Origin of the sequence: Parvibaculum sp., from assembly GCF_035325945.1 — a bacterium.
Taxonomy (GTDB): Bacteria; Pseudomonadota; Alphaproteobacteria; order Parvibaculales; family Parvibaculaceae; genus Parvibaculum.
Genome location: NZ_DAOKYX010000012.1, coordinates 22,000 through 44,655 on the forward strand (window position 1 = coordinate 22,000; position 22,656 = coordinate 44,655).

The window sequence follows — 22,656 nt, forward strand, 5'->3', positions numbered from 1 at the left end:
TGAGACTATGAAACTCGTCGCAGGCAACTCCAATCGCGCCCTCGCCGAGGCCATAGCCGCCTATCTCAACCTCCCCCTCACGAAATCCGTCGTCCGGCGCTTCGCCGACATGGAGGTCTTTGTCGAGGTTCAGGAAAATGTCCGCGGTCAGGACGTTTTCGTGATCCAGTCGACCTCCTATCCCGCGAACGACCATCTGATGGAACTGCTCATCATCGTCGATGCGCTGAAGCGCGCCTCCGCGCGCCGCATCACGGCGGTGCTGCCCTATTTCGGCTATGCGCGGCAGGACCGCAAACCCGGACCCCGCTCGCCGATCTCGGCAAAGCTCGTCGCCAATCTTCTTACCACGGCCGGCGTCAACCGCGTGCTGACGCTCGATCTCCATGCCGGGCAGATTCAGGGCTTTTTCGACATCCCGACCGACAATCTCTTCGCCGCGCCCGTCATCACGCGCGACATCCAGCAGCAGTATAATGGCGAAGACCTGATGGTCGTCTCGCCGGATGTCGGCGGCGTCGTCCGCGCGCGCGCCATCGCCAAGCGCATCAATGCCGATCTCGCCATCGTCGACAAGCGCCGCGAGCGCGCCGGCGAATCGGAAGTCATGAACATCATCGGCGATGTGAAGGGCCGCTCCTGCATCCTGGTCGATGACATCGTCGATTCGGCGGGCACGCTCTGCAATGCCGCCGAGGCGCTGCTGAACAAGGGCGCGACCAGCGTCTCCGCCTATGTGACCCATGGCGTTCTCTCCGGCGGCGCGGTGGCCCGCGTCTCCGCCTCGCGGCTCAAGGAACTCGTGATCACGGATTCGATCCAGGCGACGGAGGCGATCCGCGTCGCCCACAACATCCGCACGGTGACCATCGCCCCGCTCATCGGCGAGGCCATGCGCCGCACGGCCGAGGAACGCTCGGTCTCGAGCCTTTTCGACTGACCTGGCGGGGCTTCCGGCCCACGTTTCTGCCCCCTCGCCCGGCCTAGCGCCGGGTTGAGTTTTGGCCTTTCCGGCGCTATAAACCGCCCCGTCGGCGTCCACACCCCTGGAGGAAACGCCGCATCCGGGCCCTACGGGATCGTCCCAAGGGCCGTTTTTATTGGAGAATCAATGCCATGGCCGAGAAACTGACTCTCAAGGCCGAGGCGCGTCCGAAGGGCAGCAAGGGGGCTGTCCGTTCGCTCCGTCTCGCAGGCCGCGTCCCCGCCGTGATCTACGGCGACAAGAAAGCCCCCGAGCTGATTTCCGTGAGCTACAAGGATCTGAATGCCCTCTACCAGACGGGCACCCTGACGAGCCAGCTCCTCGAGATCGACGTCGATGGCCGCAAGGAACGCGTCATTCCGCGCGACGTGCAGCGCGAGCCTGTCCGTGACTTCCTCATCCATGTCGACTTCCTGCGTCTCGCCAAGAACGCGATCATCACCGTCGACGTGCCTGTGCAGTTCATCAATCACGAAGCCTCGCCGGGCCTCAAGGCCGGCGGCGTGCTCAACGTCGTCCGCCACGAGATCGAACTCGCCAGCCCGGCGGAAGCCATTCCGGAATTCATCACGGTGGACCTCACCGGCTATGAGATGGGCTCGTCGATCCACATCTCGTCCGTGCAGCTCCCCGAAGGCGTGAAGCCGACCATCACCGACCGCGATTTCACGGTCGCGACGATCGCGGCTCCGGCTGCGGTGGTGTCTGCCGAGCAGGCCGCTCCCGCCGAAGCTGCTGCTGCCGCTGCACCCGCCGCAGGCGCGAAGGCGCCCGCCGCTGGCGGCAAGAAGTAATCCGGTCAGGCCGGGACAAGCTCGATGCTGATCATCGTCGGCCTCGGCAATCCCGGCCCGAAATATGCCTTCAACCGGCACAATATCGGCTTCATGGCGGTGGATGCGATCATCCACCGCCATTCCTTTTCGCCGGAGCGCCAGCGCTTTCAGGGCCTCGTATCCGAAGGCGTACTGAACGGCGAGAAGGTCATCGTGCTGAAGCCGATGACCTATATGAACGAATCCGGCCGTTCCGTCGGCGAGGCCATGCGCTTCTACAAGCTGACGCCGCAGGACGTCGTCGTCTTCCATGACGAACTCGACCTGCCGCCCGGCAAGGTCCGGATCAAGACCGGCGGCGGGCATGGCGGGCACAACGGCATACGCTCGATCGCGGCCCATATCGGCGAGAATTTCCGCCGTGTGCGCCTCGGCATCGGCCATCCGGGATCGAAGGAACGCGTGCTCGGCGCCGTGCTCGGCGATTTCAGCAAGGCGGAGATGAAGTGGGTCGAGCCGCTGATCGACACGATCGCGAGCGAGGCGCCGCTTCTTGCGGAAGGCCGCTTCAACAGCTTCGCCAATCGCGTGCATCTGGCTCTCAATCCCGAGCCGCCGAAAGAGAAGAAACAGCCGCCGCAGGAAAAAGGCCCTGCGACCGGTCAGGAAAACGGAGATAGCTAGTCATGGGTTTCAAGTGCGGCATCGTCGGATTGCCGAATGTCGGCAAGTCGACCCTCTTCAACGCGCTGACCCAGACGGCGGCGGCGCAGGCCGCGAACTATCCCTTCTGCACCATCGAGCCCAATGTGGGCGAGGTGGCCGTGCCCGATCCGCGTCTTGAAAAGCTTTCCGCCGCCGCGAAGAGCAAGGAAATCATCCCGACGCGGCTCACCTTCGTCGACATTGCCGGCCTCGTCAAAGGCGCCTCCAAGGGCGAAGGGCTCGGCAACCAGTTCCTCGCCAATATCCGCGAGGTGGACGCCATCGCCTATGTGCTGCGCTGCTTCGAGGACGGCGACATCGTGCATGTCGCGAACCGCATCGATCCGATAGCGGACGCCGAGACGGTCGAGACGGAACTCATGCTCGCCGATCTCGAAAGCCTCGAAAAGCGCGTCGTGCCGCTCGAGAAGAAGGCAAAGGGCGGCGACAAGGAAGCGCGCCAGCAACTCGACCTCATGAACATCGCGCTCGATCTGCTGCGCGAAGGCAAGCCCGCGCGCATCGCCACCTCTCAGGGCAAGATCTCCGAAGACGACGAGAAGGCATGGAAGGCGCTGAACCTTCTCACCTCGAAGCCCGTTCTCTATGTCTGCAATGTGGACGAGGGTTCGGCCGCGACCGGCAACAGCTTTTCGAAGTCCGTCGAAGAACGCGCCGCTGCCGAGGGCGCGGAGAGCGTCGTCATCTCCGCCCGCATCGAGGAGGAGATAGCCCAGCTTCCGCCCGAAGAACGCACCGAATATCTGGAAACGCTCGGCCTCGATGAGCCCGGCCTCAACCGCCTCATCCATGCCGGATACAAGCTCCTTCACCTCATCACCTATTTCACGGTAGGCCCGAAGGAGACGCGCGCCTGGACGATCACGCAAGGCACGCGCGCGCCGCAGGCCGCGGGCGTCATCCATACCGATTTCGAGAAGGGCTTCATCCGTGCCGAGACGATCGCCTATGACGACTATATCGCGCTAGGCGGCGAGCAGGGCGCGAAGGATGTCGGCAAGATGCGCCTCGAAGGCAAGGACTATGTGGTGCAGGATGGCGACGTCATGCACTTCCGATTTGCGAATTAAGGCGCCGGAAAGCCCCATCAGACCGGTTTCCTGCCTTGTCGCTGCCGGGCGATGACGGCCTGCGAGGTGAGTAGATGCCCCAATATCACTGGGAAGATTTCAAGGTCGGCGAAACGGTCGAATTCGGATCGAAGCACGTGACCCGCGAGGAGATCCTCGAATTCGCCGGCGAGTTCGACCCGCAACCCTTTCACCTCGACGAGGAAGCGGCCAGGCACTCGATCCTTGGCGGGCTCTGCGCCAGCGGATGGCATAGCTGCTCCATGCTGATGCGCATGCTGTGCGACAATTTCATTCTCGACAGCGTATCGCTCGGCGCGCCCGGCGTCGATGAAGTGCGCTGGGCAAAGCCGGTCTATGTCGACGACGTGCTCTCCGTCCGCCGCACCTGCGTCGATCGCCGCGTCTCCAGGAGCCGCCCTGAAATGGGGCTGACGCGCTTTTCCTATGAAGTACTCAATCAGAAGCGCGAGACGGTCATGACAATGGTCGGCTGGGCCATGTACGGCCGCCGCCATCCCGGCGCGGAGGTGGAAGACTGATGCCCTGGTTCGAGGACGTCGAGATCGGCACACGGACGGAGCTTGGCTCCTACACCTTCTCCGAGGAGGAGATCGTCCGCTTCGCCACAAAATACGATCCGCAGCCCTTTCACATCGACCCGGAAACGGCGAAGGCGGGCCCCTTTGGCGGCCTCGTCGCCAGCGGCTGGCACACCGCCGCCACATGGATGAAGCTCATGGTGCGCACACGTATGGGCGAGCGCGCCGCAGCCCGCGAGGAGGCATCGTCCGAGCCGGCGGCCGGCCCCTCCCCCGGCTTTCTCGACCTCAAATGGCCCACGCCAGTCCGGCCGGGGGACACGATCTCCTATTCGACGACCGTCATCGAAAAGATCGAACTGCGCTCGCGGCCGAACTGGGGCATCATCCGAAGCCGAAACGAGGGCGTGAACCAGAATGGCGAACTCGTTCTGAGCTTCACAGGGCAGGGACTCGTCCAGCGCAGAACATAAGACAGGGAGGAGATGCTATGTCGCGGAAAGGAAAAACGATCACGCTGAAAAGCGGAGATGGCGCCGATATTCTCTGCTACCACGTCAAGGCCGAGGGAAAGCGCAAGGGCGGCCTCGTTCTCATCATGGAAATCTTCGGCGTCACGGCGCATATCAAGGACCTTTGCGACGGCTATGCGGCAAGGGGCTATGACGTGCTCTCGCCCCAGCTCTACGACCGGCAGGTGAAGGACTTCCAGGCGACCTACGCCCAGGAAGACATCCAGAAGTCGCTCGACTACCGAGCGAAGAACCCGATCGAGAACACCGTCATGGACGTGCAGATGTGCGTGGACAAGCTCCGCGCTGACGGCTGCGAGAAGGTCTTCATCACCGGCTATTGCTATGGCGGCACGGTCACATGGGTCGCCGCCTGCCGCGTGGAGGGCCTCGACGCCGCCGCCTGCTACTATGGCGGCGCGATCAAGGATTTCCTCGGCGAAACGCCAAAATGCCCGACCATCAATCATTTCGGCGAGAAGGATCATTCGATCCCGATGGATGTGGTCGAGCGGATCAAGAAGGCGCATCCCGAAGTGCCCTCCTATGTCTATGACGCCGACCATGGCTTCAATTCCGATCGCCGCAACAATTACGACAAGACGGCGGCCGAGCTTGCGCTGAAGCGGACACTCGAACTTTTCGATAGCGTGTAACGCCCATCCGGGCTTCCGCCTGCGGGAACTGTCGGATTGCGGAGTGCCATCCCTAAAATCGGGATGGCACTTTTGTTTTCGATGACGCAATTCCATTGCGCCATTGTGAATTCGAGTCATATTGATCGGCACCACAAGCGAGTGCCGCCGATGAAAAAGACCGCCGATCCCCTGCTTCTGGAAAACCAGCTCTGCTTCGCGCTCTATTCCGCGTCATTACAGATGACGAAGCTCTACAAACCCCTCCTCGCAAAAATCGGCCTCACCTACCCCCAATATCTCGCCATGATGGCTCTCTGGGAGGAGGACGGGGTCACGGTCGGCGCGCTTGGCGAACGGCTCTTTCTTGATTCAGGCACGCTGACCCCGCTGCTGAAACGCCTCGAAGCCGCCGGGCTCATCCGCCGCACGCGCAACGAAGCCGACGAGCGCCAGGTCCTGATCGGGCTGACGCCGGAAGGCCGGGCGCTGAAAAGGAAGGCGGCCGACATCCCCGGCAAGGCCATCTGTGCTACCGGCCTCTCCCTCGATGAACTGGCCGACACGAAGAGAAAGCTTGAAAAGCTGCGGGCGCATCTCGCCGCCTGATTTCCGAAATCCCGTCACCGGAAAAATTCCGCATTTAATATTGCGCACAATATAATTGCTCTCTATGTATTAGCCGAACCTAACGAGACAAGGGAGATCACCCATGAAGATCCTCTATGAAGCCGTCGCGACCTCCTCCGGCGGACGGACCGGACAGGCGAAGTCATCCGACGGACGGCTCGCCGTCACGCTCGACACCGTCAAGGAACTCGGCGGCACGGGCGGCGCCGGCACAAATCCCGAACAGCTTTTCGCCGCCGGCTATTCGGCCTGCTATCACAGCGCCCTCAAGCTGATCGCCGGCCAGAAGAAGGTGAAGGTCCCGGCCGATTCTGCCGTCACCGCCCATGTCGGCATCGGCCCCAACGACAAGGGCGCGGGCTTCGCTCTCGCTGTCACCCTCGAAGTTTCGCTGCCGGGCCTCGACCGCGCGGCGGCTCAGGCCCTTGTTGACGAAGCCCATCAGGTCTGCCCCTATTCCAACGCGACACGTGGCAATGTCGACGTGAAGCTCGTGCTTCTCTGACATATCCATCGAGCGGGAGGTCACATGAGCGACAGAACTGCCTTCGATTTCGAGTTCAAAAGCATCAAGGGAAAGCCCCTGCCCCTGAGCGGGTTCCGCGGCCACCCGATCCTCGTCGTGAACACGGCCTCAAAATGCGGGTTCACGCCGCAATACAAAGGCCTCGAGGCCGTCTGGCAGAAGCACAAGGCGGATGGGCTCGTTGTTCTCGGCGTGCCGTCCAATGACTTCGCCAATCAGGAGCCGGGCGATGCCGAGGAAATCGCGACCTTCTGCGAGATGAATTTCGGCGTCGACTTTCCGCTCACGGAGAAAGTGTGCGTGAAGGGGCGAGACGCGCATCCCTTCTTTCAGTGGATAGGAGAACAGGGTGGCTTTCTCTCGAAGCCGCGCTGGAATTTCTACAAATATCTCATCGGCCGCGACGGCAGGCTGAAGACATGGTTCGCGAGCACCACGACACCCGACTCGGCGAAGTTCCAGTCCGCCGTGAAGAAGCTACTGACGGAGTGATCGCTGCCGCGATCAGAAAAGCGGCTTTCCATAGGTTCTGAACTTCTCGACGACGCGGGCCATCTCGTCGGCGTCGAGAAGCTCGGGCTCGCCGATCTGCAGCGCTCGCCAATATTGACCGGCGAGCGTCTCGACCTCATGGGCAAGGTGAAGCGCGTCCTCCACCGTCGCGCCGACGGCGATCTGCCCGTGATGGGCGAGAAGGCAGGCCCGCCTACCCTCGAGCGCGGCCACCGCATGAGCGGCCAGCGCCTCCGAACCGAAAGTCGCATAGGGCGCGCAGCGAATGTCGCTCCCGCCCGCGACCGCCACCATGTAGTGAAAGGCCGGGATCGCTCGCTTCATGACGGCGAGCGTGACCGCATGGTCGGAATGCGCATGGACGATGGCGCCCGCATCCTCCCGCGCGCGATAGATCGCAACATGCATCGGCCATTCGCTCGAAGGCTGAAGCCTGCCGGAGGCGACGCTCCCGTCGAGCCTCAGCGCCACAATGTCTTCCGGCAGAATATCCTCATAGGCAGCGCCCGAAGGCGTGATGAGAACGACATCGCCGCATCGCGCCGAAACATTGCCCGATCTCTGCGGCGAGAGCCCCGTGCGCGCCAGATCGAGCCCGGCATCAATCACGCATTGGCGCAGCCAGGCTTCGTCAGCCATCGCGCCTCTCCGGATAGAGCGAGAGCAATCCTTCGCGGCTCGCCGCCGCCACGCCGCGCTCCGTGACGAGCCCGGTGACGAAACGCGCGGGCGTCACATCGAAGCCGTAATTCGCGGCGGGGCTTCCCGGCGCGGAAATCTCGACCGTCACGATCTCGCCCTTCTCCGTCCGCCCCGTCATATGCGTGACCTCGCGGGCGCTGCGCTGCTCGATCGGAATTTCGCGCACGCCATCGCTGAGCGTCCAGTCGATCGTGGTGTGCGGCAGCGCGACATAGAAGGGAACGTCATTGTCCTGCGCCGCCAGCGCCTTCAGATAGGTGCCGATCTTGTTGGCGACATCGCCCGTCGCCGTCGTCCGGTCCGTGCCGACGATGCAGAGATCGACAAGCCCGTGCTGCATCAGATGCCCGCCCGTATTGTCGGGAACGATCGTGTGCGGAACGCCGTGACCGCCAAGCTCGAAGGCGGTAAGCGAAGCGCCCTGATTGCGCGGCCTCGTCTCGTCGACCCAGACGTGAACGGGGATGCCCGCATCATGCGCCATATAGATCGGCGCGAGCGCCGTGCCCCAGTCGACGCAGGCAAGCCAGCCCGCATTGCAATGGGTGAGCACGTTGACGGTCCGGCCCGGCTTCGATTCCGCGACGCCGCGAATGATCTTGAGGCCGTTGATGCCGATCTGGCGGCAGATCTCGACATCATCGTCGCAGATCTTTGCCGCCGCCGCATAGGCAGCCTCGACGCGGCTCCGGCCGCCATGCGGCGTCACGGCCTTCACCATCTCGTCGAGCGCCCATTTGAGATTGACGGCGGTTGGTCGCGTCGCCGCGAGCATCGCATAGGCTTCGTGGAGCGTGGCGTCGGAGGCATCGTCGCGCAGCGCCAGACAGAGGCCATAGGCCGCCGTCGCGCCGATGAGCGGCGCGCCGCGAACGATCATGTCCTTGATCGCGCGCGCGGCATCGTCCGCCGAGACGAGGCGAACGAAGTCAAATTCATGCGGCAGTTTCGTCTGGTCGATCACCTCGATGGACCAGCCGTCATCCGCAACCCGGATCGTGCGATAATGAACGCCGTTGATTTTCATGGGCCCAACCTCTCGACGATTGTCAGTCCGTGCCCTGGGCGGGACGATCTTCTATTTCGATCTCCGCGATGCGATGACCTTCCATCTTCGTCACCGTGAAGGCAAGCCCGTCGCGCTCGAGCCGGTCGCCAAGCTCCGGCAGGCGCCCCAGATACCACATCACATAGCCCGCAATGGTCGAATAATGATCGCCCTGCATCGCGAGATCGCGCCCGATGGCGACCGCAAGATGGCGAATGTCGGCCCAGCCCTCGACGCGCCAATGCCCCTCGCCGAGTTCGGTTAGCCAGTGGACGCCACTCTCCTCGTCGGGGAATTCGCCGGCGATCGCCTCCAGCATGTCGGTCGAGGTCACGAGTCCCTCGATGGTGCCATATTCGTCGGTGACGAAAGCGAGCTGAACGCGCGTGCGCCGGAACATGTCGAGCAGCTTCAGCACGCCGAGCCCCTCATGCACCACGAGCGGCTCCCTGATGCTGCGCTTCTCATCGACGCGGCCCTGCGTCAGAAGATCCTCCATCAGATCCTTCGCCCGCGCATAGCCGACGAGATCGTCAACCGTGGTGCGGCAGACCGGATAGAGCCCGTGCGAGGAATTGCGCAATGTGGCGAGCGTTTTCTCGGCGTCGTCGGCAAGCGAAATCCAGACGATTTCAGGCCGCGGCGTCATGATCGAGCTCACCTGCCGTTCGCCGAGCATGAGAACGCCGCTGACCATGGTGCGCTCTTCGGCGCCGAAACCGCCGCCCTCCACCTCCGCCGCCGGCCCCGCAACGCCCGCCTCGCCCTCATCGATCTCACCGCCCAGCAGGCGGAAGACGGCCTCCGCCGTGCGCTGCCGGAAAGGCCGCGCGGCGGCCAGCTTCGCCCTGTTCCGGTTGGCCCACTGGTTGAACGCTTCGATAAGGATGGAAAAGCCGATGGCCGCGTAGAGATAGCCTTTGGGAATATGGAAGCCGAAGCCTTCCGCGATCAGGCTGAAGCCGATCATCATTAGAAAGCCGAGGCAGAGCACGACGACGGTCGGATGCGCGTTGACGAAGGTGGTCAGCGGCTTGGAAGCAAGCATCATCACCAGAATGGCAATGATGACGGCAATCATCATGACCGCAAGATTGTCGACCATCCCGACGGCGGTGACGACGCTGTCGATCGAGAAGACGGCATCGAGAATGATGATCTGCGTGACGATAAGCCAGAAGCCCGCATGAACCTTGGGCGCGTTCCGGTCCGTCTGCGGCGGCTCCAGCCGCTCATGCAGTTCTCTCGTCGCTTTGGTGAGCAGGAACATGCCGCCCGCAAGCATGATGAGATCGCGGCCCGAGGCGGTTACTCCGTAGACAGTGACGAGCGGCGCCGTCAGCGTCACGAGCCATGAGATGCTGGCAAGGAGCCCGAGGCGCATGATGAGTGCGAGGCTGAGCCCGGTCAGCCGCGCCCGGTCGCGCTGATGCGGCGGCAGCTTGTCTGCAAGGATCGCGATGAAGACGAGATTGTCGATACCGAGGACGATCTCGAGCACGACAAGAGTGGTGAGACCCAGCCAGATCGTCGGATCAGCAATCCATTCCATCGGAAGTGTTCAGTGCCCCTCGAATGAGCAGAGCGACAAAACCTCGATATCGAACGCTTCGAGCCGCTGACGCCCGCCAAGTTCCGGAAGCTCGATGACGAAGCTCGCCGCCATGACATTGCCACCGGCGCGCGCAATGAGCTTGACCGCCGCTTCCGCCGTGCCGCCCGTCGCGATGAGATCGTCGATCAGCAGCACGCGGTCGCCTTCGCCGACCGCATCCGAATGAATTTCCACCGTATCGGTGCCGTATTCGAGATCATATTCCTGGCCGATGGTCTTCCAGGGCAGCTTGCCCTTCTTGCGGACGGGCACGAAACCGAGCTCGAGCTGATGCGCGACCGCTCCGCCGAGAATGAAACCGCGCGCCTCGATTCCCGCCACGAGATCGAACTTCGCACCCTTGTGAAGATCGACCAGCGCATCGACCGCCTGCCGGAAGCCCGCGGCGTCACCCAGCAAGGTCGTGATGTCGCGGAACAGGATTCCGGGCTTCGGATAGTCGGGAATGGTGCGGATGAAATCTTTGACGTCCATGGTCTCCAGCCTCAGCTTGCCGGGCGCAGCACACGGCCGGCGACCGCATCGAGCTTCCTGACGAGTTCGGGGTCGCGCTTGGCCGGCGCGGTGATGAGCGCGGTATCGAGCACACGGTCGAAGCCCTGCGGCGAAGGCGCGCGCTCCGGCCCGAAGCTCTCCGCGACCGCGCGAACCACGGCCCGCGCATGGCCGGCATTTTCCTCCAGCACGCGCACCACATCCGAAACCTCGACATGCGCATGATGCGGATGCCAGCAGTCATAATCCGTCACCATGGCGACGGTCGCGTAACAGATCTCCGCCTCGCGCGCGAGCTTGGCCTCCGGCATGTTGGTCATGCCGATGACGGAGCATCCCCAGGAACGATAGAGGTTCGATTCCGCGAGGGTCGAGAATTGCGGCCCCTCCATCACGAGATAGGTGCCGCCGCGCGAATAGCGTATGTCGTTGGCCTTGCAGGCCGCCTCGATATGGTCGCCGAGGCGTGGGCAGACGGGCTCGGCCATCGAGACATGCGCCACGAACCCCTCGCCGAAAAAGCTCTTCTCGCGCGCGAAGGTGCGGTCGATGAACTGATCGACGATGACGAAAGTGCCCGGCGGCAATTCCTCCTTGAGCGAACCGACCGCCGAAACCGAAATGATGTCGGTAACGCCCACGCGCTTGAGCGCGTCGATATTGGCCCGGTAGTTGATGCTCGATGGCGAATGGGGGTGGCCGCGCCCGTGACGCGGCAGAAACACCATCTCGACCGGGCCGTTCGCGGTCGGCAGCTCGCCGAAATGAAGCTCGTCCGACGGCTCGCCCCAAGGCGTCGAAACGCGCTCCCAGCGCTCGTTCCGCAAGCCCGGAAGCTCATAGACGCCGCTGCCGCCGATCACGCCCAGAACTGTCTTCGCCATCGCCGCTCCTCACTGCCGATACGCCGGCCAAACCGGCGGGACCATAACAAGAAATTCCGCGATGAACATGAAAAAGGGCCTCCTGAGAGGCCCTTTTCCGCCTGAAATGCCGTGTGGCGTCAGTGCTGGTCCTGCCAGACCTTCCGCGTCACGAAATAGAGGAGACCCGCCAGCGCGAGGAGATAGAGCGCGACCTGGAAGCCGAGGCGGTGGCGCTGCTCGAGCTTGGGTTCGGCCATCCACATCATGAAGTGCGCCACGTCCTTCGCCTCCTGATCGAGGGTGTTCGGCGTGCCGTCCTCATAGTCGACCTGGCCGTCGCTCAGCGGCGCGGGCATGGCGATGATGCCGCCGCCCGCCGTGAAGGCCGGGTTGTAGTGGCCGCCCGCCGGAACGGTGACGTCGGCCGGCGCTTCCGCATAGCTCGTCAGCAGGGTGTAGATATAGGTCGCCCCGCCCTCGCGCGCCTTGGCCATGAGCGAGAGATCCGGCGGCGCGGCGCCGAGCGCGGCCGCGGCCGCTTCCTCGTTCGGATAGGGCGAGGGGAAGACGTCGCTCGGCTTGCCGTCACGCTCGAACATCTCGCCCGAAGCGTCGGGTCCGTCCTGAACCTTGATTTCGGCGGCAAGCGCCTTCACCTCGGCCTCGGAGAATTCCGGTCCGCCCGGCTCGCCGAGATTGCGGAAGTGCAGATACTTCGCCGAGTGGCAGGTCGCGCAGACTTCCTTGTAGACCTTGTAGCCGCGGCGAAGCGCGTCGCGGTCATAGGTGCCGAACGGCCCCTCGAAGGACCAGTTCACCTGCTTCAGATGGGCCTCGCCACCCTCGGCGCGAACCGGCCCCGACAGGGCGAAGACCGCGCCGAAGGCCACCGCCGCAACCGCGGCGACACCTGCGAGCTTCACGCCGAAGCGCGAGCGGGAAGAAGTTCCGATCATCTTTGTCATTTGGCTCTCTCCCCTGCTCAGTTCTTCGCGGCGGATTTGCCAAGAACCGATGCGGCGATGCTCTCGGGCAGCTGCTTCGGCTTCTCGATCAGCCCCAGCACGGGGAAGAGAACGAGGAAGTGGAAGAAGTAGTAGAAGGTCAGGATGCGCGCGAGATGCGTCACCGTGAAGGCGATCTCGCCGACCTGCATGACGACCATGTCGGGCGTCTTCGCACCGCACCAGCCAAGCCCCAGACACACGACGAAGTGAATCCAGAAGAACTGCTTGAAGAGCGGGCGGAAGCGCGCCGAGCGCACCTTCGACGTGTCGAGCCAGGGCAGCACGAAGAGGATGCCGATGGCGCCGAACATGAGCAGCACGCCACCGAGCTTGTCGGGCACTGCGCGAAGGATCGCGTAGAAGGGCAGCAGGTACCATTCCGGCACGATATGGGGCGGCGTCTTCAGCGGATTGGCCACCTCGTAGTTCGCAACGTCGCCGAGCGAGTTCGGATTGAAGAACACGAAGAAGGCGAACATGAGCAGGAAGATCGACATGCCGAACAGGTCCTTCGCCGTCGCATAGGGCGTGAAGGGAACCGTGTCCTGATCCTTGTTCTTGACCTCGATGCCTGCCGGATTGTTCTGCCCGGTCACATGCAGCGCCCAGATGTGCAGAATGACGACACCGGCGATGAGGAACGGGAAGAGATAGTGCAGCGAGAAGAAGCGGTTGAGCGTCGGATCGCCGATCGAGAAACCGCCCCAGAGCCAGGTCGAGATCGACTGGCCGACGAACGGAATCGCGCTGAAGAGGTTGGTGATAACCGTCGCGCCCCAGAAGCTCATCTGGCCCCAGGGAAGCACATAGCCGAAGAAGGCCGTCGCCATCATCAGCAGGTAAATGAGCACGCCGAGAATCCACAGCACCTCGCGCGGCGCCTTGTAGGAGCCGTAATAGAGGCCGCGGAACATGTGGACATAGACGGCGATGAAGAACATCGACGCGCCGTTCGCGTGGATATAGCGCAGCAGCCAGCCATAGTTCACATCGCGCATGATGTGCTCGACGCTGGCGAAGGCCAGTTCCGTCTGCGGGATATAGTGCATGGCGAGCACGATGCCGGTGACGATCTGGACGGCAAGGCACATGGTGAGGATGCCGCCGAACGTCCACCAGTAGTTGAGATTCTTCGGCACGGGGTAGCTCACCGCCGTGTCATGTGCGAGCCGGACGATCGGCAGGCGCGCATCAAGCCAGCGCGAGAAGCCGTTACCGGGATTGTAGGTGCTGTGACCGCTCATATTTCGCGTCCCCTCAGCCGATTTTTATCTTGGTGTCGGAAATGAACGAATAGGGCGGAACCGCGAGGTTGAGCGGCGCGGGCCCCTTTCTGATGCGGCCGGAGGTGTCGTAGACCGAGCCGTGGCAGGGGCAGAAATAGCCGTTATATTCGCCCTTGTAGGCGAGCGGCACGCAACCCAGATGGGTGCAGATACCGACAAGGACGAGCCACTGCCGCTCGAGTTCGCCGTTCGGGCCCTTCATGACGCGCTGGTCGTCCGTCTCCGGATCGGGGAGCGAGGCGACATCGACCTCATCGGCCGCCTTGATCTCCGCCTCGGAGCGGTGGCGCACGAAGACCGGCTTGCCGCGCCACTTGATCGTGATTTCCTGACCGACCGGGATGTTGGAAAGATCGACCTCGGTGGAGGCGAGCGCCAGAACCGAGGCGTCCGGGTTCATCTGGTCGATGAGCGGCCAGACGGCGGCAGCTGCTCCGACGGCAGCGAAGGCGCCAGTGGCCACATAAAGGAAGTCGCGCCGTGTGGGCTCGTCCGCGTGGATTTCTGCCACGGTTGAGGTCTCCTTGAATGAAAGGCCTGACGCCGCTCTCCCACCCCTTCCGGCGGCCCTTCGAGGAAACTCCCCCCAAGGTCGAAGCGACGCGGCACACCCGCATATTAAGAGCGAAAGCCCCCGATTCCGGGACCGAATCCCCGGACTTCGCCCCATATGCGGCGTTTTGTGGCATCCATCGGGGAGCTTGTCCAGCCCCGGCTTCACTGTGGCAGGATGACGCATCGCCGCATAGTTCAATCAATGCCCCCGAGCCGGAAGAGACCGATGCGCCTTGCCCTTTTCGAGCCCGATATTCCCCAGAACACCGGCACGCTGATCCGCCTCGGCGCCTGCCTTGGCGTCCCGGTCGATGTGATCGAACCCTGTGGTTTCCCCTGGGGCGACCGGGGTGTCAGGCGGGCCGGCCTCGACTATATCGGCCTTGCGGAGGTGACGCGGCACGCGAGCTGGGAGGCTTTTCTGGCCGCCCGGCAGTTCAGCGGCGAACAGGGCGAGCGCCTCATCCTCCTGACGACGAAGAGCGCCGAGCCCTATTGGCGCTTCTCGTTCCGCCCCGGCGACACGCTTCTCCTCGGCCGGGAATCGGTCGGCGTTCCGCCCCATGTCCATGAACGGGCCGACGCCCGCCTCACCGTGCCCATGCGCCCGGATACCCGCTCCCTCAATGTCGCGATCGCCGCCGCCATGGTGCTCGGCGAGGGCTTGAGGCAGACAGGAGCGTTTCCGGCCGCTACAAATGCGGCGTCAATTTCTGGAGGCGGGGCATGACGGATCTCACCGAAAAGCGAAAGGCGCGCGCGGCAGCCTGGTTTCGCGAATTGCGCGACATGATTTGCGCCGAATTCGAGAAGCTGGAGGACGAGCTCGCCGGCACCTATGCGGAGCGTCAGCCCGGCCGCTTCGTCCGCACTCCCTGGACGCGCGGCGACGGCACGAAGGACGAAGGCGGCGGCGAAATGTCGGTCATGCATGGCCGCGTCTTCGAGAAGGTCGGCGTACACATCTCGACCGTGCATGGCGAGTTTTCGGAGGATTTCCGCAAGCAGATCCAGGGCGCCGAGGAAGACCCCCGCTTCTGGGCCTCGGGCATCTCGCTCATCGCCCATATGCAGAACCCGCGCGTGCCCGCCGTTCACATGAACACGCGCCATGTCGTGACGACGAAGGCCTGGTTCGGCGGTGGCGGCGACCTCACGCCGGTGCTCGACGTCCAGCGCCGCGACGACCACCCCGACACGATGGACTTCCACGCCGCCTACAAGCGCGCCTGCGACAAGCATGATGCGAGCTATTACCCGCGCTTCAAGAAATGGTGTGACGAATATTTCTTCCTGCCCCACCGCAACGAGCCGCGCGGCACGGGCGGCATCTTCTATGACCACCACGACACGGGCGACTGGGAGAAGGATTTCACCTTCACGCAGGATGTCGGCCGCGCCTTCCTCGACATCTATCCCGACCTCGTCCGCCGCCACATGAACGAGGCGTGGACGCCGGAGGAGCGCGAGGAACAGCTCGTACGCCGCGGCCGCTATGTCGAGTTCAACCTGCTTTATGACCGCGGCACGGTCTTCGGCCTCAAGACCGGCGGCAATGTGAACTCGATCCTGTCTTCCATGCCGCCCGAGGTGAAATGGCCGTGAAGGCTTGACGGCCAATGGCCAGGGGCGAGACGGCGGCGCAGCGCTTTCTGCGCCTCAACGGCTACCAGGGCACGTTCCGCGAAGTGCCGGTGCCGAAGGACCGCAAGACTTCGGCGCTCGAAATGGCCGAGGCGGGCGGCCTCGACCCCGCGCGACTTTTCAAGACACTGATCGTCGAGGCGGATGACGGAAAGCTCGCGGTCGCCATCGTTCCCGCCTCGCGCGATCTCGACCGCAAGGCGCTGGCGCGCGAGATCGGCGCCAAGCGCATCGACCTCGCGGCGAAAGAGAAGGCCGTGAAGACGACCGGCTATCAGATGGGCGCCTGCAGCCCGCTCGGCCAGAAGAAGAAACTGCCGACCTTTCTCGATGCGAGCGCGGAAGGCTTCGAGACGATCTATGTGAGCGGCGGCGCCTTCGGCCTCGAACTTGAAATCGCGCCCGGCGAATTGCTGAAGGCGACGGAAGGCCGCCTCGCGCCGATCGCCTGAACTAGACGGCCCTTGAGTGCCGCGCCTCGCCCGTGTCGAGATAGCGGTCGAAGGCGGCGCAGACGGCGCGCACGAGAGGCTTGCCCTCCTCGGTCATGACGAGGCGGCGGCCTTCGCGCCGCACGATGCCGTCGGCTTCGAGCGCGGCGAGCGAGGCAAGCTCGCTCTCGAAGCTCTCCCCGGCCGCGCCATGCGCCGCCAGCACCTCGTCGAGATCGACCGCCATGTCGCACATGAGCCGCTCGATGATCGCGCGGCGAAGCCTGTCCTCGCCCGTGATCTCGATGCCGCGCGCGATGGGAAGGCGCCCCTCGCGCACAAGCGCCTTGTAGCGGTCGATGGCGATTTCATTCGCCACATAGCCATGCGGCAGCGAGCCGATGGCGGACGCCCCGAAACCGATGAGCGCCGGCGCGCTGTCGGTCGTGTAGCCCTGAAAATTGCGGTGAAGCGCGCCGCTCCTCTGCGCAAGGACGAGTTCGTCGTCCGGCAGCGCGAAGTGATCGAGCCCGATCGCGACATAGCCGAGCGCCTGAAGCCGCGCCGATGCCGCCTCATATTGCCGCCAGCGCTCCGCCATGTCGGGCAGCGCATCCTCGGGGATGAGCCGCTGATGCGTCTTCATCCACGGCACATGGGCATAGCCGAAAAGCGCGATGCGCGCGGGCGCGAGCGAAGCGCCGCGTTCCACCGTCTCGATGACGCTCTCGACCGTCTGATGAGGAAGCCCGTAGCAGAGATCCATATTGATGGCGCCGATGCCATGCGCCCGCAGCCAGAGGATGACGCGCTCCGTCACCTCGAAAGGCTGGATGCGATTGATCGCCGCCTGAACCTTCGGATTGAAGTCCTGCACGCCGATGGAAGCGCGGGTGACGCCCGCCTTCGCCATTGCCTCCACATAGGCTTCATCTGCCGTTCGCGGATCGAGTTCGACCGCGACCTCCGCACCGGGCAGAAGATCGAAACGCGCCCGCATCGCATCGACCATACGCGTGAAATCGTCAGGCGTCAGAACGGTGGGGCTGCCACCGCCGAAATGGATGTGGCGAACGCCCATGCGCGAGGGAAGCTTCGAGGCGACGAGCGAGATTTCCGCCAGAAGCGCCTCGAGATAATCCGCAACCGGCGCATATTTCTTCGTCGCCTTGGTGTGGCAGCCGCAGAACCAGCACATCTCCGCACAATAGGCGACATGCGCATAGAGCGAGAGCGGCGTGTCGGGCGCAAGAGCGCCGAGCCATGTCTCATAGCGCGCCGCATCGACGCGCGGGCCGAAATGCGGCGCTGTCGGATAGGAGGTGTAGCGGGGAACCCGCAGATCGTATCGTTCTATGAGATCGGCTCGCATGGGGGAACGCTACGTCCCCCGCACGCGCTTTGAAATTGGCCGCTTTGTCGCGGGGGGAGGCGAAACGCCGCGCATTCGCGCGGGCCCACCCCGTCTCAGTACACCGTCGCCTGCACGATCGCCTTCAGCCGCTCGATGATCGAGAACTCGTCATCGGTGAAGTCGGAATCGATCCACCATTCCTCGACCTCGCGCCAGACGCGCCCGACCTCCGGCCCCTCGGGAACGCCGGCCGCCTTGATCATCTGGCCGGTCAGCGGCATTTCGGGCCGTTCCCAGCTATCGGCCATGGCGAGCAGGGCGCGCCACTGGAAATTGTTGTGATCCTTGCGGTCGTTCGCCCAGCCGAGCATGACCCGGTCCTTGAAGAGGTCACGGCCCATCACATAGACCGCGCGGCGCATCTCGCGCATGGAGAGATAGGAGACGACCTTCGTCTTGTCGTTGAGCGCCTTCGAGATGCGGTCGCGATCCTTGTTGGAAAGCCGGAGCCGGTCGGCGAGCGCCGCCACACCCGCCTCGTCGAGATCGAGCGTGGAAGCGAGCCGCAGCACCGCGTCGCAGGTGAAAAGCTGGTTCGCCTCGATGTCGACGAGCTTCTCGAAGCGGTCGAGGCGCGAAGCCTCGGGCAGAACGACCGAGAGGATGCCGGCGGCGGCCATCTGGCGGAAGGCGGCAGCCGCCTCGTCCGCGGCGGCAATCTTCAGCAGCTCGTCGCGCACGCGCTCGCCCGAAAGCAGGCGAAGCCCCTCGCGCAGGCTGGCGCAGGCCTTGAGCCCCTCCGCATCGGGCTCGCCCCTGCCATAATGCGCATGTATGCGGAAGAAACGCAGGATGCGCAGATAATCCTCGCGGATGCGCGCTTCGGCATCGCCGATGAAGCGGACGCGCCGCGCCTTGAGGTCTTCGCGCCCCGTGCCGAGCGGGTCGTGCACGGTGCCGTCGGCATCCGCATAAAGCGCGTTGATCGTGAAATCGCGCCGCTTCGCATCCTCCAGCCAGTCGCCGGTGAAGGCCACTTCGGCGCGGCGGCCATCCGTCTTCATGTCGACGCGGAGCGTGGTGATCTCGAAATGACGCGTCGGCGTGACCGCCGTGATCGTGCCATGCGCCAGCCCGGTGGGGACGACCTTGACCCCTTTTGCGGTCAGGAGTTCCTGCGCGCGCTCCGGCGTCTCGCTCGTCGCGATGTCGATGTCGGTGACGGGCTCGCCGAGAAGCGCGTTCCGGACCGAACCGCCGACGAAGCGCGAAACGCCGCCGCCCGAGGCGAGCGCATCCATGACGGCGCGCGTATCGGCATCGTTCAGCCACTCGGCGCGGGCAAGCTCTTTCTCGGCACTCATCGCGTCACTCCCTCGGATTGTTATTGAGCGGCGAAGATCCGGTCATACATGTTCTTCAGCATGCCGGCCGTCGCACCCCATATGTAATGGCCATTATAGGGCATGGCATAGTATTCGCGCTCCCGCCCGCGCCATGTGGCGCGATGCCGCTGATGATTCAGCGGATTCATCAGAAAGGAGAGCGGCACCTCGAAGACTTCCGCCACTTCCGCATCCTGAATTCTGAGCGTGAAGCCCGGCCGCACGAAGCCGACCACCGGCATGATGCGAAAGCCGGTTCCCGTCTCGTAGGTGTCGAGATAGCCCGCGATCTCGACGAATGAGGATTGGAGCCCCACCTCCTCGTCGGCCTCGCGCAGCGCCGTTTGCGCCGGAAGCTCGCCGGGGTCCATCTTGCCCCCAGGAAAGGCGACCTGGCCCGCGTGATTGCCGAGATTGTCGGAGCGGCGCGTCAGCAGCACCTTCGGCTGGTCCGGATATTCGACCACGGGAACGAGCACGGCAGCCGGCCGCAGGACCGGGCGCTGATCGCGATCGACCCAGTCGAGCGGCGCGAGGTCGCCATCGCCCCGCGGCGCGGTCGGCCCCAGCATGACTTCGAGCGGCGGCGGCGCGGGGTCCACATGGGCGAGTATCCTCGAGCGGTAATCGTTCATGGTTGCCGCGGCCTAGACCGCCATCTCCTCGGCCGGCATGAAGGGGAAGAACACGCCCCCCGACCAGACGCCGAACCATCGCCGGCCCTCGTGCTCCTCCTCGACGCCGAGTTCCACGAGATCGTAGAAGACGGCGCGATTGATGAGCGCCTCGAGCCGCGCCCGCACATGGACGTAAGGTGCGGGCTCCCCCGTCCGGGCATCGACGACGAAGCGGATCGGATGTTCCTTCCCCGCGACCGTCAGATCGCCGACATTGGTCGTGAAACTCAGAACCTGCTCGCGGCCGCTTCCCTCGACCGACATGGCGACCCCCACGAAGGGCGCGTCGTCGACCCTGATCCCCACTTTCTCGACGGGGGTGACGAGATAGTACTTCCCGTCCTCGTCATGCCGGAGAATGGTCGAGAAGAGGCGGACGAGCCGTTCGCGGCCGATTGGCGTGCCCATATAGAACCAGGTGCCGTCGCGAGCGATTCGCATGTCGAGGTCGCCGCAGAAATCGGGATTCCACAGATGGACCGGCGGCAGGCCGCGCGCCTTCCTGCCCTCCGCTTCCGCGGCGGAAAGAAGCCCCGACGGGTTCTGGACCTGTGTCCCTTCTGCCTTCTTTTCGGTGGACGACGCCATACTCTCCGCTTCCCTGATGCCAAACCACGCGGCCGGCCATATTATCGTCAAGAAGCCCATTGCGAATGGTGGCCGGCGGCCAGTGGCGGCCTGCCACGCCTTTCGCTTCTGAAAGGCCATAGCATTCTTTATACTTAGGTCAATGCAGACACTCAGTGAAGCGGACGGTAACGCCGTTCAGGAAATCGAGGCCACCGGCGCAAAGATCGCGGCGGCGCGCGCGGCCATTGGCGAAGTCATTTACGGCCAGGAGCAGGTGATCGACCAGACGCTCGTCACCGTGCTGGCGGGCGGCCATGCGCTGCTAGTGGGCGTGCCGGGCCTGGCGAAGACGCTGCTCGTCCACACCATGGGGGCGGTGCTCGGGCTCGACGACAAGCGCGTGCAGTTCACCCCCGACCTCATGCCCGCCGATATTCTGGGCTCGGAGGTGCTGGAGGAATCCGAACGCGGCCACAGAAGCTTCCGCTTCATCAAGGGCCCGGTCTTCTGCCAGCTCCTGATGGCCGACGAAATCAACCGCGCCAGCCCCCGCACGCAGTCGGCGCTGCTGCAGGCCATGCAGGAAAAGCAGGTGACGGTGGCAGGCGTGCGCTACGAACTGCCCTCGCCCTTCCATGTGCTCGCAACGCAGAACCCGCTGGAACAGGAAGGAACCTACCCGCTGCCCGAAGCGCAGCTCGACCGCTTCCTCATGCAGATCGACGTCAACTATCCCGACCTCGAGGCTGAAAGGCGCATGCTGCTGACAACGACAGGCCTCGAGGAAACGACGGTGCGCCCCGCCATGACGGCGGAAGACCTGCGCGCCGCGCAGCGGCTCGTGCGCCGTGTGCCGGTGGGCGAGAAGGTCGTGAACGCGATCCTCGAACTCGTGCGCGCCGCGCGCCCCGAAGAGGGCGCCTCCGCCGAGGTCGAACGCCATGTCGCCTGGGGCCCCGGCCCGCGCGCCAGCCAGGCGCTGATGCTCGCCGTGCGCGCCCGCGCGCTCATCGACGGGCGCTTCTCGCCCTCGATCGAGGATGTGAAGGTGCTGGCGGCGCCGGTGCTGCGCCACCGCATGGCGCTCAATTTCTCGGCGCGTGCGGAAGGCGTCACCGTCAGCGGCGTCATCGAGCGTCTCTGCCGCAACATTTAGGGCCAGCGCCATGCGGCTTCCCTTCTCACTGGCGGCCACACCGGCAGCGACGGGCCTTCGCGAGCAGGCCGAAGCGCTGGCCGAAGCACTGCCGCCGCTGGCGGCGGAAGCCGAGCGCATCGCCAGCACCGTCGCGCAGGGCGTGCATGGCCGCAGGCGGACAGGGATGGGCGAGAGCTTCTGGCAGTTCCGCCGCTTCCGCGAGGGCGACACGGCCGCAAACGTCGACTGGCGCCACTCCGCCCGCTCACGCCACCTGTTCGTGCGCGAGGTCGAACTCGAAGCAGCCGAAAGCGTCTGGATATGGCGCGACGGCTCGCCCTCCATGGACTACGCCTCGGAACTTGCGCTGACGACGAAGAAGGACCGCGCCACCGTGCTCGCCCTCGCGCTGACATCGCTTCTCGTCCAGGGCGGCGAGAGCGTGGCCCCGCTCGGCGGCGGCGCGGCCGCAACGGCGGGCCGCACCGCCCTGCGCCGCATGGCGCATGCGCTCATCGACGCATCGGGAACGGGCGACCAATCGAGCCTGCCGCCCCCCCAGCGCCTGCCGCGCTATGCGCAGGTCGTTCTCATCAGCGATTTCCTCTCGCCCGCCGATGACATCGTCACCTGCCTCAAGAGCTATGCGGCGGACGGGATACAGGGCCATCTCATCCAGGTGCTCGACCCGGCGGAGGAGGATTTTCCCTTCACCGGCCGCACGGAATTTGAAGGGATCGAGGAAAATCTCCGTCTGATGCGCGGCCGCGCCGAGCGGCTGCGCGGCGCCTATCACGCGCAGCTTGCCCTTCATCGCAACCGCATCATGGACGCGGCGCAGCGCCTCAACTTCACCTTCGCCACCCACCGCACGGACCGCGCGCCGCATACGGCGCTTCTTGCGCTTTACGGCGCATTGTCCGGCCCGCTCGACGCCCGCAGGCCGTCGCGTCCGGGGGCGTGAACGC

The 22,656-nt window shown here is 64.4% G+C and carries 26 protein-coding genes and 1 pseudogene; 15 read left to right on the top strand and 12 right to left on the bottom strand.

Translation table 11 applies throughout. The annotated features are described in order from the left end of the window. Positions 1–7: 7 nt before the first annotated feature. The 10 genes from PKA57_RS07975 (at position 8) to PKA57_RS08020 (ending at position 6,894) form a co-directional block, all read left to right on the top strand. The gene (locus PKA57_RS07975) at positions 8–940 is read left to right on the top strand and encodes a ribose-phosphate pyrophosphokinase (protein ID WP_324299295.1); all 933 of its coding nucleotides are present in this window, start codon (positions 8–10) and stop codon (positions 938–940) included. 176 nt (positions 941–1,116) lie between these two features. Then, positions 1,117–1,779 (top strand): 50S ribosomal protein L25/general stress protein Ctc, encoded by a 663-nt coding sequence (locus PKA57_RS07980; RefSeq protein ID WP_324299297.1) that lies wholly within the window; start codon positions 1,117–1,119, stop codon positions 1,777–1,779. A gap of 24 nt (positions 1,780–1,803) precedes the next feature. Further along, the gene (gene pth, locus PKA57_RS07985) at positions 1,804–2,445 is read left to right on the top strand and encodes an aminoacyl-tRNA hydrolase (RefSeq protein WP_324299299.1); all 642 of its coding nucleotides are present in this window, start codon (positions 1,804–1,806) and stop codon (positions 2,443–2,445) included. 2 nt (positions 2,446–2,447) lie between these two features. Beyond that, on the top strand, positions 2,448–3,557 hold the full coding sequence (ychF, locus tag PKA57_RS07990) for a redox-regulated ATPase YchF (RefSeq protein WP_324299301.1): 1,110 nt from the start codon (positions 2,448–2,450) through the stop codon (positions 3,555–3,557). 74 nt (positions 3,558–3,631) lie between these two features. Next, the gene (locus tag PKA57_RS07995; RefSeq protein ID WP_324299304.1) at positions 3,632–4,099 is read left to right on the top strand and encodes a MaoC family dehydratase; all 468 of its coding nucleotides are present in this window, start codon (positions 3,632–3,634) and stop codon (positions 4,097–4,099) included. Then, positions 4,099–4,572, top strand: a complete 474-nt coding sequence (locus tag PKA57_RS08000; RefSeq protein WP_324299306.1) for a MaoC family dehydratase — start codon at positions 4,099–4,101, stop codon at positions 4,570–4,572. The genes PKA57_RS07995 and PKA57_RS08000 overlap by 1 nt, the downstream gene beginning before the upstream one ends. Before the next feature lie 17 nt (positions 4,573–4,589). Next, a complete protein-coding gene (locus tag PKA57_RS08005; RefSeq protein WP_324299308.1) occupies positions 4,590–5,267 on the top strand; it encodes a dienelactone hydrolase family protein in 678 nt (225 codons plus the stop codon). Between the two features lie 150 nt (positions 5,268–5,417). Then, on the top strand, positions 5,418–5,855 hold the full coding sequence (locus PKA57_RS08010) for a MarR family transcriptional regulator (protein WP_324299310.1): 438 nt from the start codon (positions 5,418–5,420) through the stop codon (positions 5,853–5,855). Positions 5,856–5,958: 103 nt separating this feature from the next. Beyond that, positions 5,959–6,381, top strand: a complete 423-nt coding sequence (locus PKA57_RS08015; RefSeq protein WP_324299312.1) for an organic hydroperoxide resistance protein — start codon at positions 5,959–5,961, stop codon at positions 6,379–6,381. Positions 6,382–6,405: 24 nt separating this feature from the next. Continuing rightward, positions 6,406–6,894: a glutathione peroxidase gene (locus PKA57_RS08020; RefSeq protein ID WP_324299314.1), complete on the top strand. Its 489-nt coding sequence runs from the start codon at positions 6,406–6,408 to the stop codon at positions 6,892–6,894. Positions 6,895–6,906: 12 nt separating this feature from the next. Here the strand turns inward: PKA57_RS08020 and PKA57_RS08025 are convergent, their stop codons facing one another. The 8 genes from PKA57_RS08025 to petA form a co-directional block, all read right to left on the bottom strand. Then, positions 6,907–7,554 (bottom strand): class II aldolase/adducin family protein, encoded by a 648-nt coding sequence (locus PKA57_RS08025; protein WP_324299316.1) that lies wholly within the window; start codon positions 7,552–7,554, stop codon positions 6,907–6,909. Continuing rightward, positions 7,547–8,644 (bottom strand): S-methyl-5-thioribose-1-phosphate isomerase, encoded by a 1,098-nt coding sequence (mtnA, locus tag PKA57_RS08030; protein ID WP_324299318.1) that lies wholly within the window; start codon positions 8,642–8,644, stop codon positions 7,547–7,549. Before mtnA ends, PKA57_RS08025 begins: the two co-directional genes overlap by 8 nt. A gap of 22 nt (positions 8,645–8,666) precedes the next feature. Then, positions 8,667–10,217, bottom strand: a complete 1,551-nt coding sequence (locus PKA57_RS08035) for a TerC family protein (RefSeq protein ID WP_324299320.1) — start codon at positions 10,215–10,217, stop codon at positions 8,667–8,669. A 9-nt stretch (positions 10,218–10,226) separates the two neighbouring features. Then, complete coding sequence (locus PKA57_RS08040; RefSeq protein WP_324299322.1) at positions 10,227–10,754, bottom strand: adenine phosphoribosyltransferase; 528 nt, start codon at positions 10,752–10,754, stop codon at positions 10,227–10,229. 11 nt (positions 10,755–10,765) lie between these two features. Continuing rightward, complete coding sequence (locus tag PKA57_RS08045) at positions 10,766–11,659, bottom strand: S-methyl-5'-thioadenosine phosphorylase (protein WP_324299324.1); 894 nt, start codon at positions 11,657–11,659, stop codon at positions 10,766–10,768. 119 nt (positions 11,660–11,778) lie between these two features. Then, positions 11,779–12,606: a cytochrome c1 gene (locus tag PKA57_RS08050; RefSeq protein ID WP_324299326.1), complete on the bottom strand. Its 828-nt coding sequence runs from the start codon at positions 12,604–12,606 to the stop codon at positions 11,779–11,781. Positions 12,607–12,623: 17 nt separating this feature from the next. Beyond that, entirely contained in the window at positions 12,624–13,892 is a 1,269-nt protein-coding gene (locus tag PKA57_RS08055) for a cytochrome b/b6 (protein ID WP_324299329.1), read from the bottom strand. Positions 13,893–13,905: 13 nt separating this feature from the next. After that, a complete protein-coding gene (gene petA, locus PKA57_RS08060) occupies positions 13,906–14,445 on the bottom strand; it encodes a ubiquinol-cytochrome c reductase iron-sulfur subunit (protein ID WP_324299331.1) in 540 nt (179 codons plus the stop codon). Positions 14,446–14,715: 270 nt separating this feature from the next. Here petA and PKA57_RS08065 point away from each other — a divergent pair, with 270 nt between their 5' ends. From PKA57_RS08065 to PKA57_RS08075, 3 genes are read left to right on the top strand one after another with little or no spacing between them, the layout of a single operon-like run. Further along, positions 14,716–15,219, top strand: a complete 504-nt coding sequence (locus PKA57_RS08065; RefSeq protein WP_324299332.1) for a tRNA (cytidine(34)-2'-O)-methyltransferase — start codon at positions 14,716–14,718, stop codon at positions 15,217–15,219. Beyond that, positions 15,216–16,094 (top strand): oxygen-dependent coproporphyrinogen oxidase, encoded by an 879-nt coding sequence (hemF, locus tag PKA57_RS08070; protein WP_324299334.1) that lies wholly within the window; start codon positions 15,216–15,218, stop codon positions 16,092–16,094. Before PKA57_RS08065 ends, hemF begins: the two co-directional genes overlap by 4 nt. A gap of 14 nt (positions 16,095–16,108) precedes the next feature. Further along, the gene (locus PKA57_RS08075) at positions 16,109–16,585 is read left to right on the top strand and encodes an aminoacyl-tRNA deacylase (RefSeq protein WP_324299336.1); all 477 of its coding nucleotides are present in this window, start codon (positions 16,109–16,111) and stop codon (positions 16,583–16,585) included. Between the two features lies 1 nt (position 16,586). On the opposite strand, the gene hemN is transcribed toward PKA57_RS08075, so the two are convergent. The 4 genes and pseudogenes from hemN to PKA57_RS08095 all read right to left on the bottom strand — a co-directional run. Further along, a complete protein-coding gene (gene hemN / locus PKA57_RS08080; protein ID WP_324299338.1) occupies positions 16,587–17,936 on the bottom strand; it encodes an oxygen-independent coproporphyrinogen III oxidase in 1,350 nt (449 codons plus the stop codon). A 95-nt stretch (positions 17,937–18,031) separates the two neighbouring features. Continuing rightward, positions 18,032–19,282 carry a CCA tRNA nucleotidyltransferase gene (locus PKA57_RS08085; protein ID WP_324299340.1) on the bottom strand — a complete coding sequence of 417 codons (1,251 nt, stop codon included), beginning with the start codon at positions 19,280–19,282 and terminating at the stop codon, positions 18,032–18,034. A 20-nt stretch (positions 19,283–19,302) separates the two neighbouring features. Then, entirely contained in the window at positions 19,303–19,938 is a 636-nt protein-coding gene (locus PKA57_RS08090) for a CoA pyrophosphatase (protein WP_324299342.1), read from the bottom strand. Between the two features lie 12 nt (positions 19,939–19,950). Further along, positions 19,951–20,481, bottom strand: a pseudogene (locus PKA57_RS08095) (DUF1285 domain-containing protein); the annotation flags it as partial. 229 nt (positions 20,482–20,710) lie between these two features. Between PKA57_RS08095 and PKA57_RS08100 the strand changes: the two are divergent. After that, complete coding sequence (locus PKA57_RS08100) at positions 20,711–21,706, top strand: MoxR family ATPase (protein ID WP_324299346.1); 996 nt, start codon at positions 20,711–20,713, stop codon at positions 21,704–21,706. A 10-nt stretch (positions 21,707–21,716) separates the two neighbouring features. Continuing rightward, positions 21,717–22,652 carry a DUF58 domain-containing protein gene (locus tag PKA57_RS08105; RefSeq protein WP_324299348.1) on the top strand — a complete coding sequence of 312 codons (936 nt, stop codon included), beginning with the start codon at positions 21,717–21,719 and terminating at the stop codon, positions 22,650–22,652. Positions 22,653–22,656: the final 4 nt, after the last annotated feature.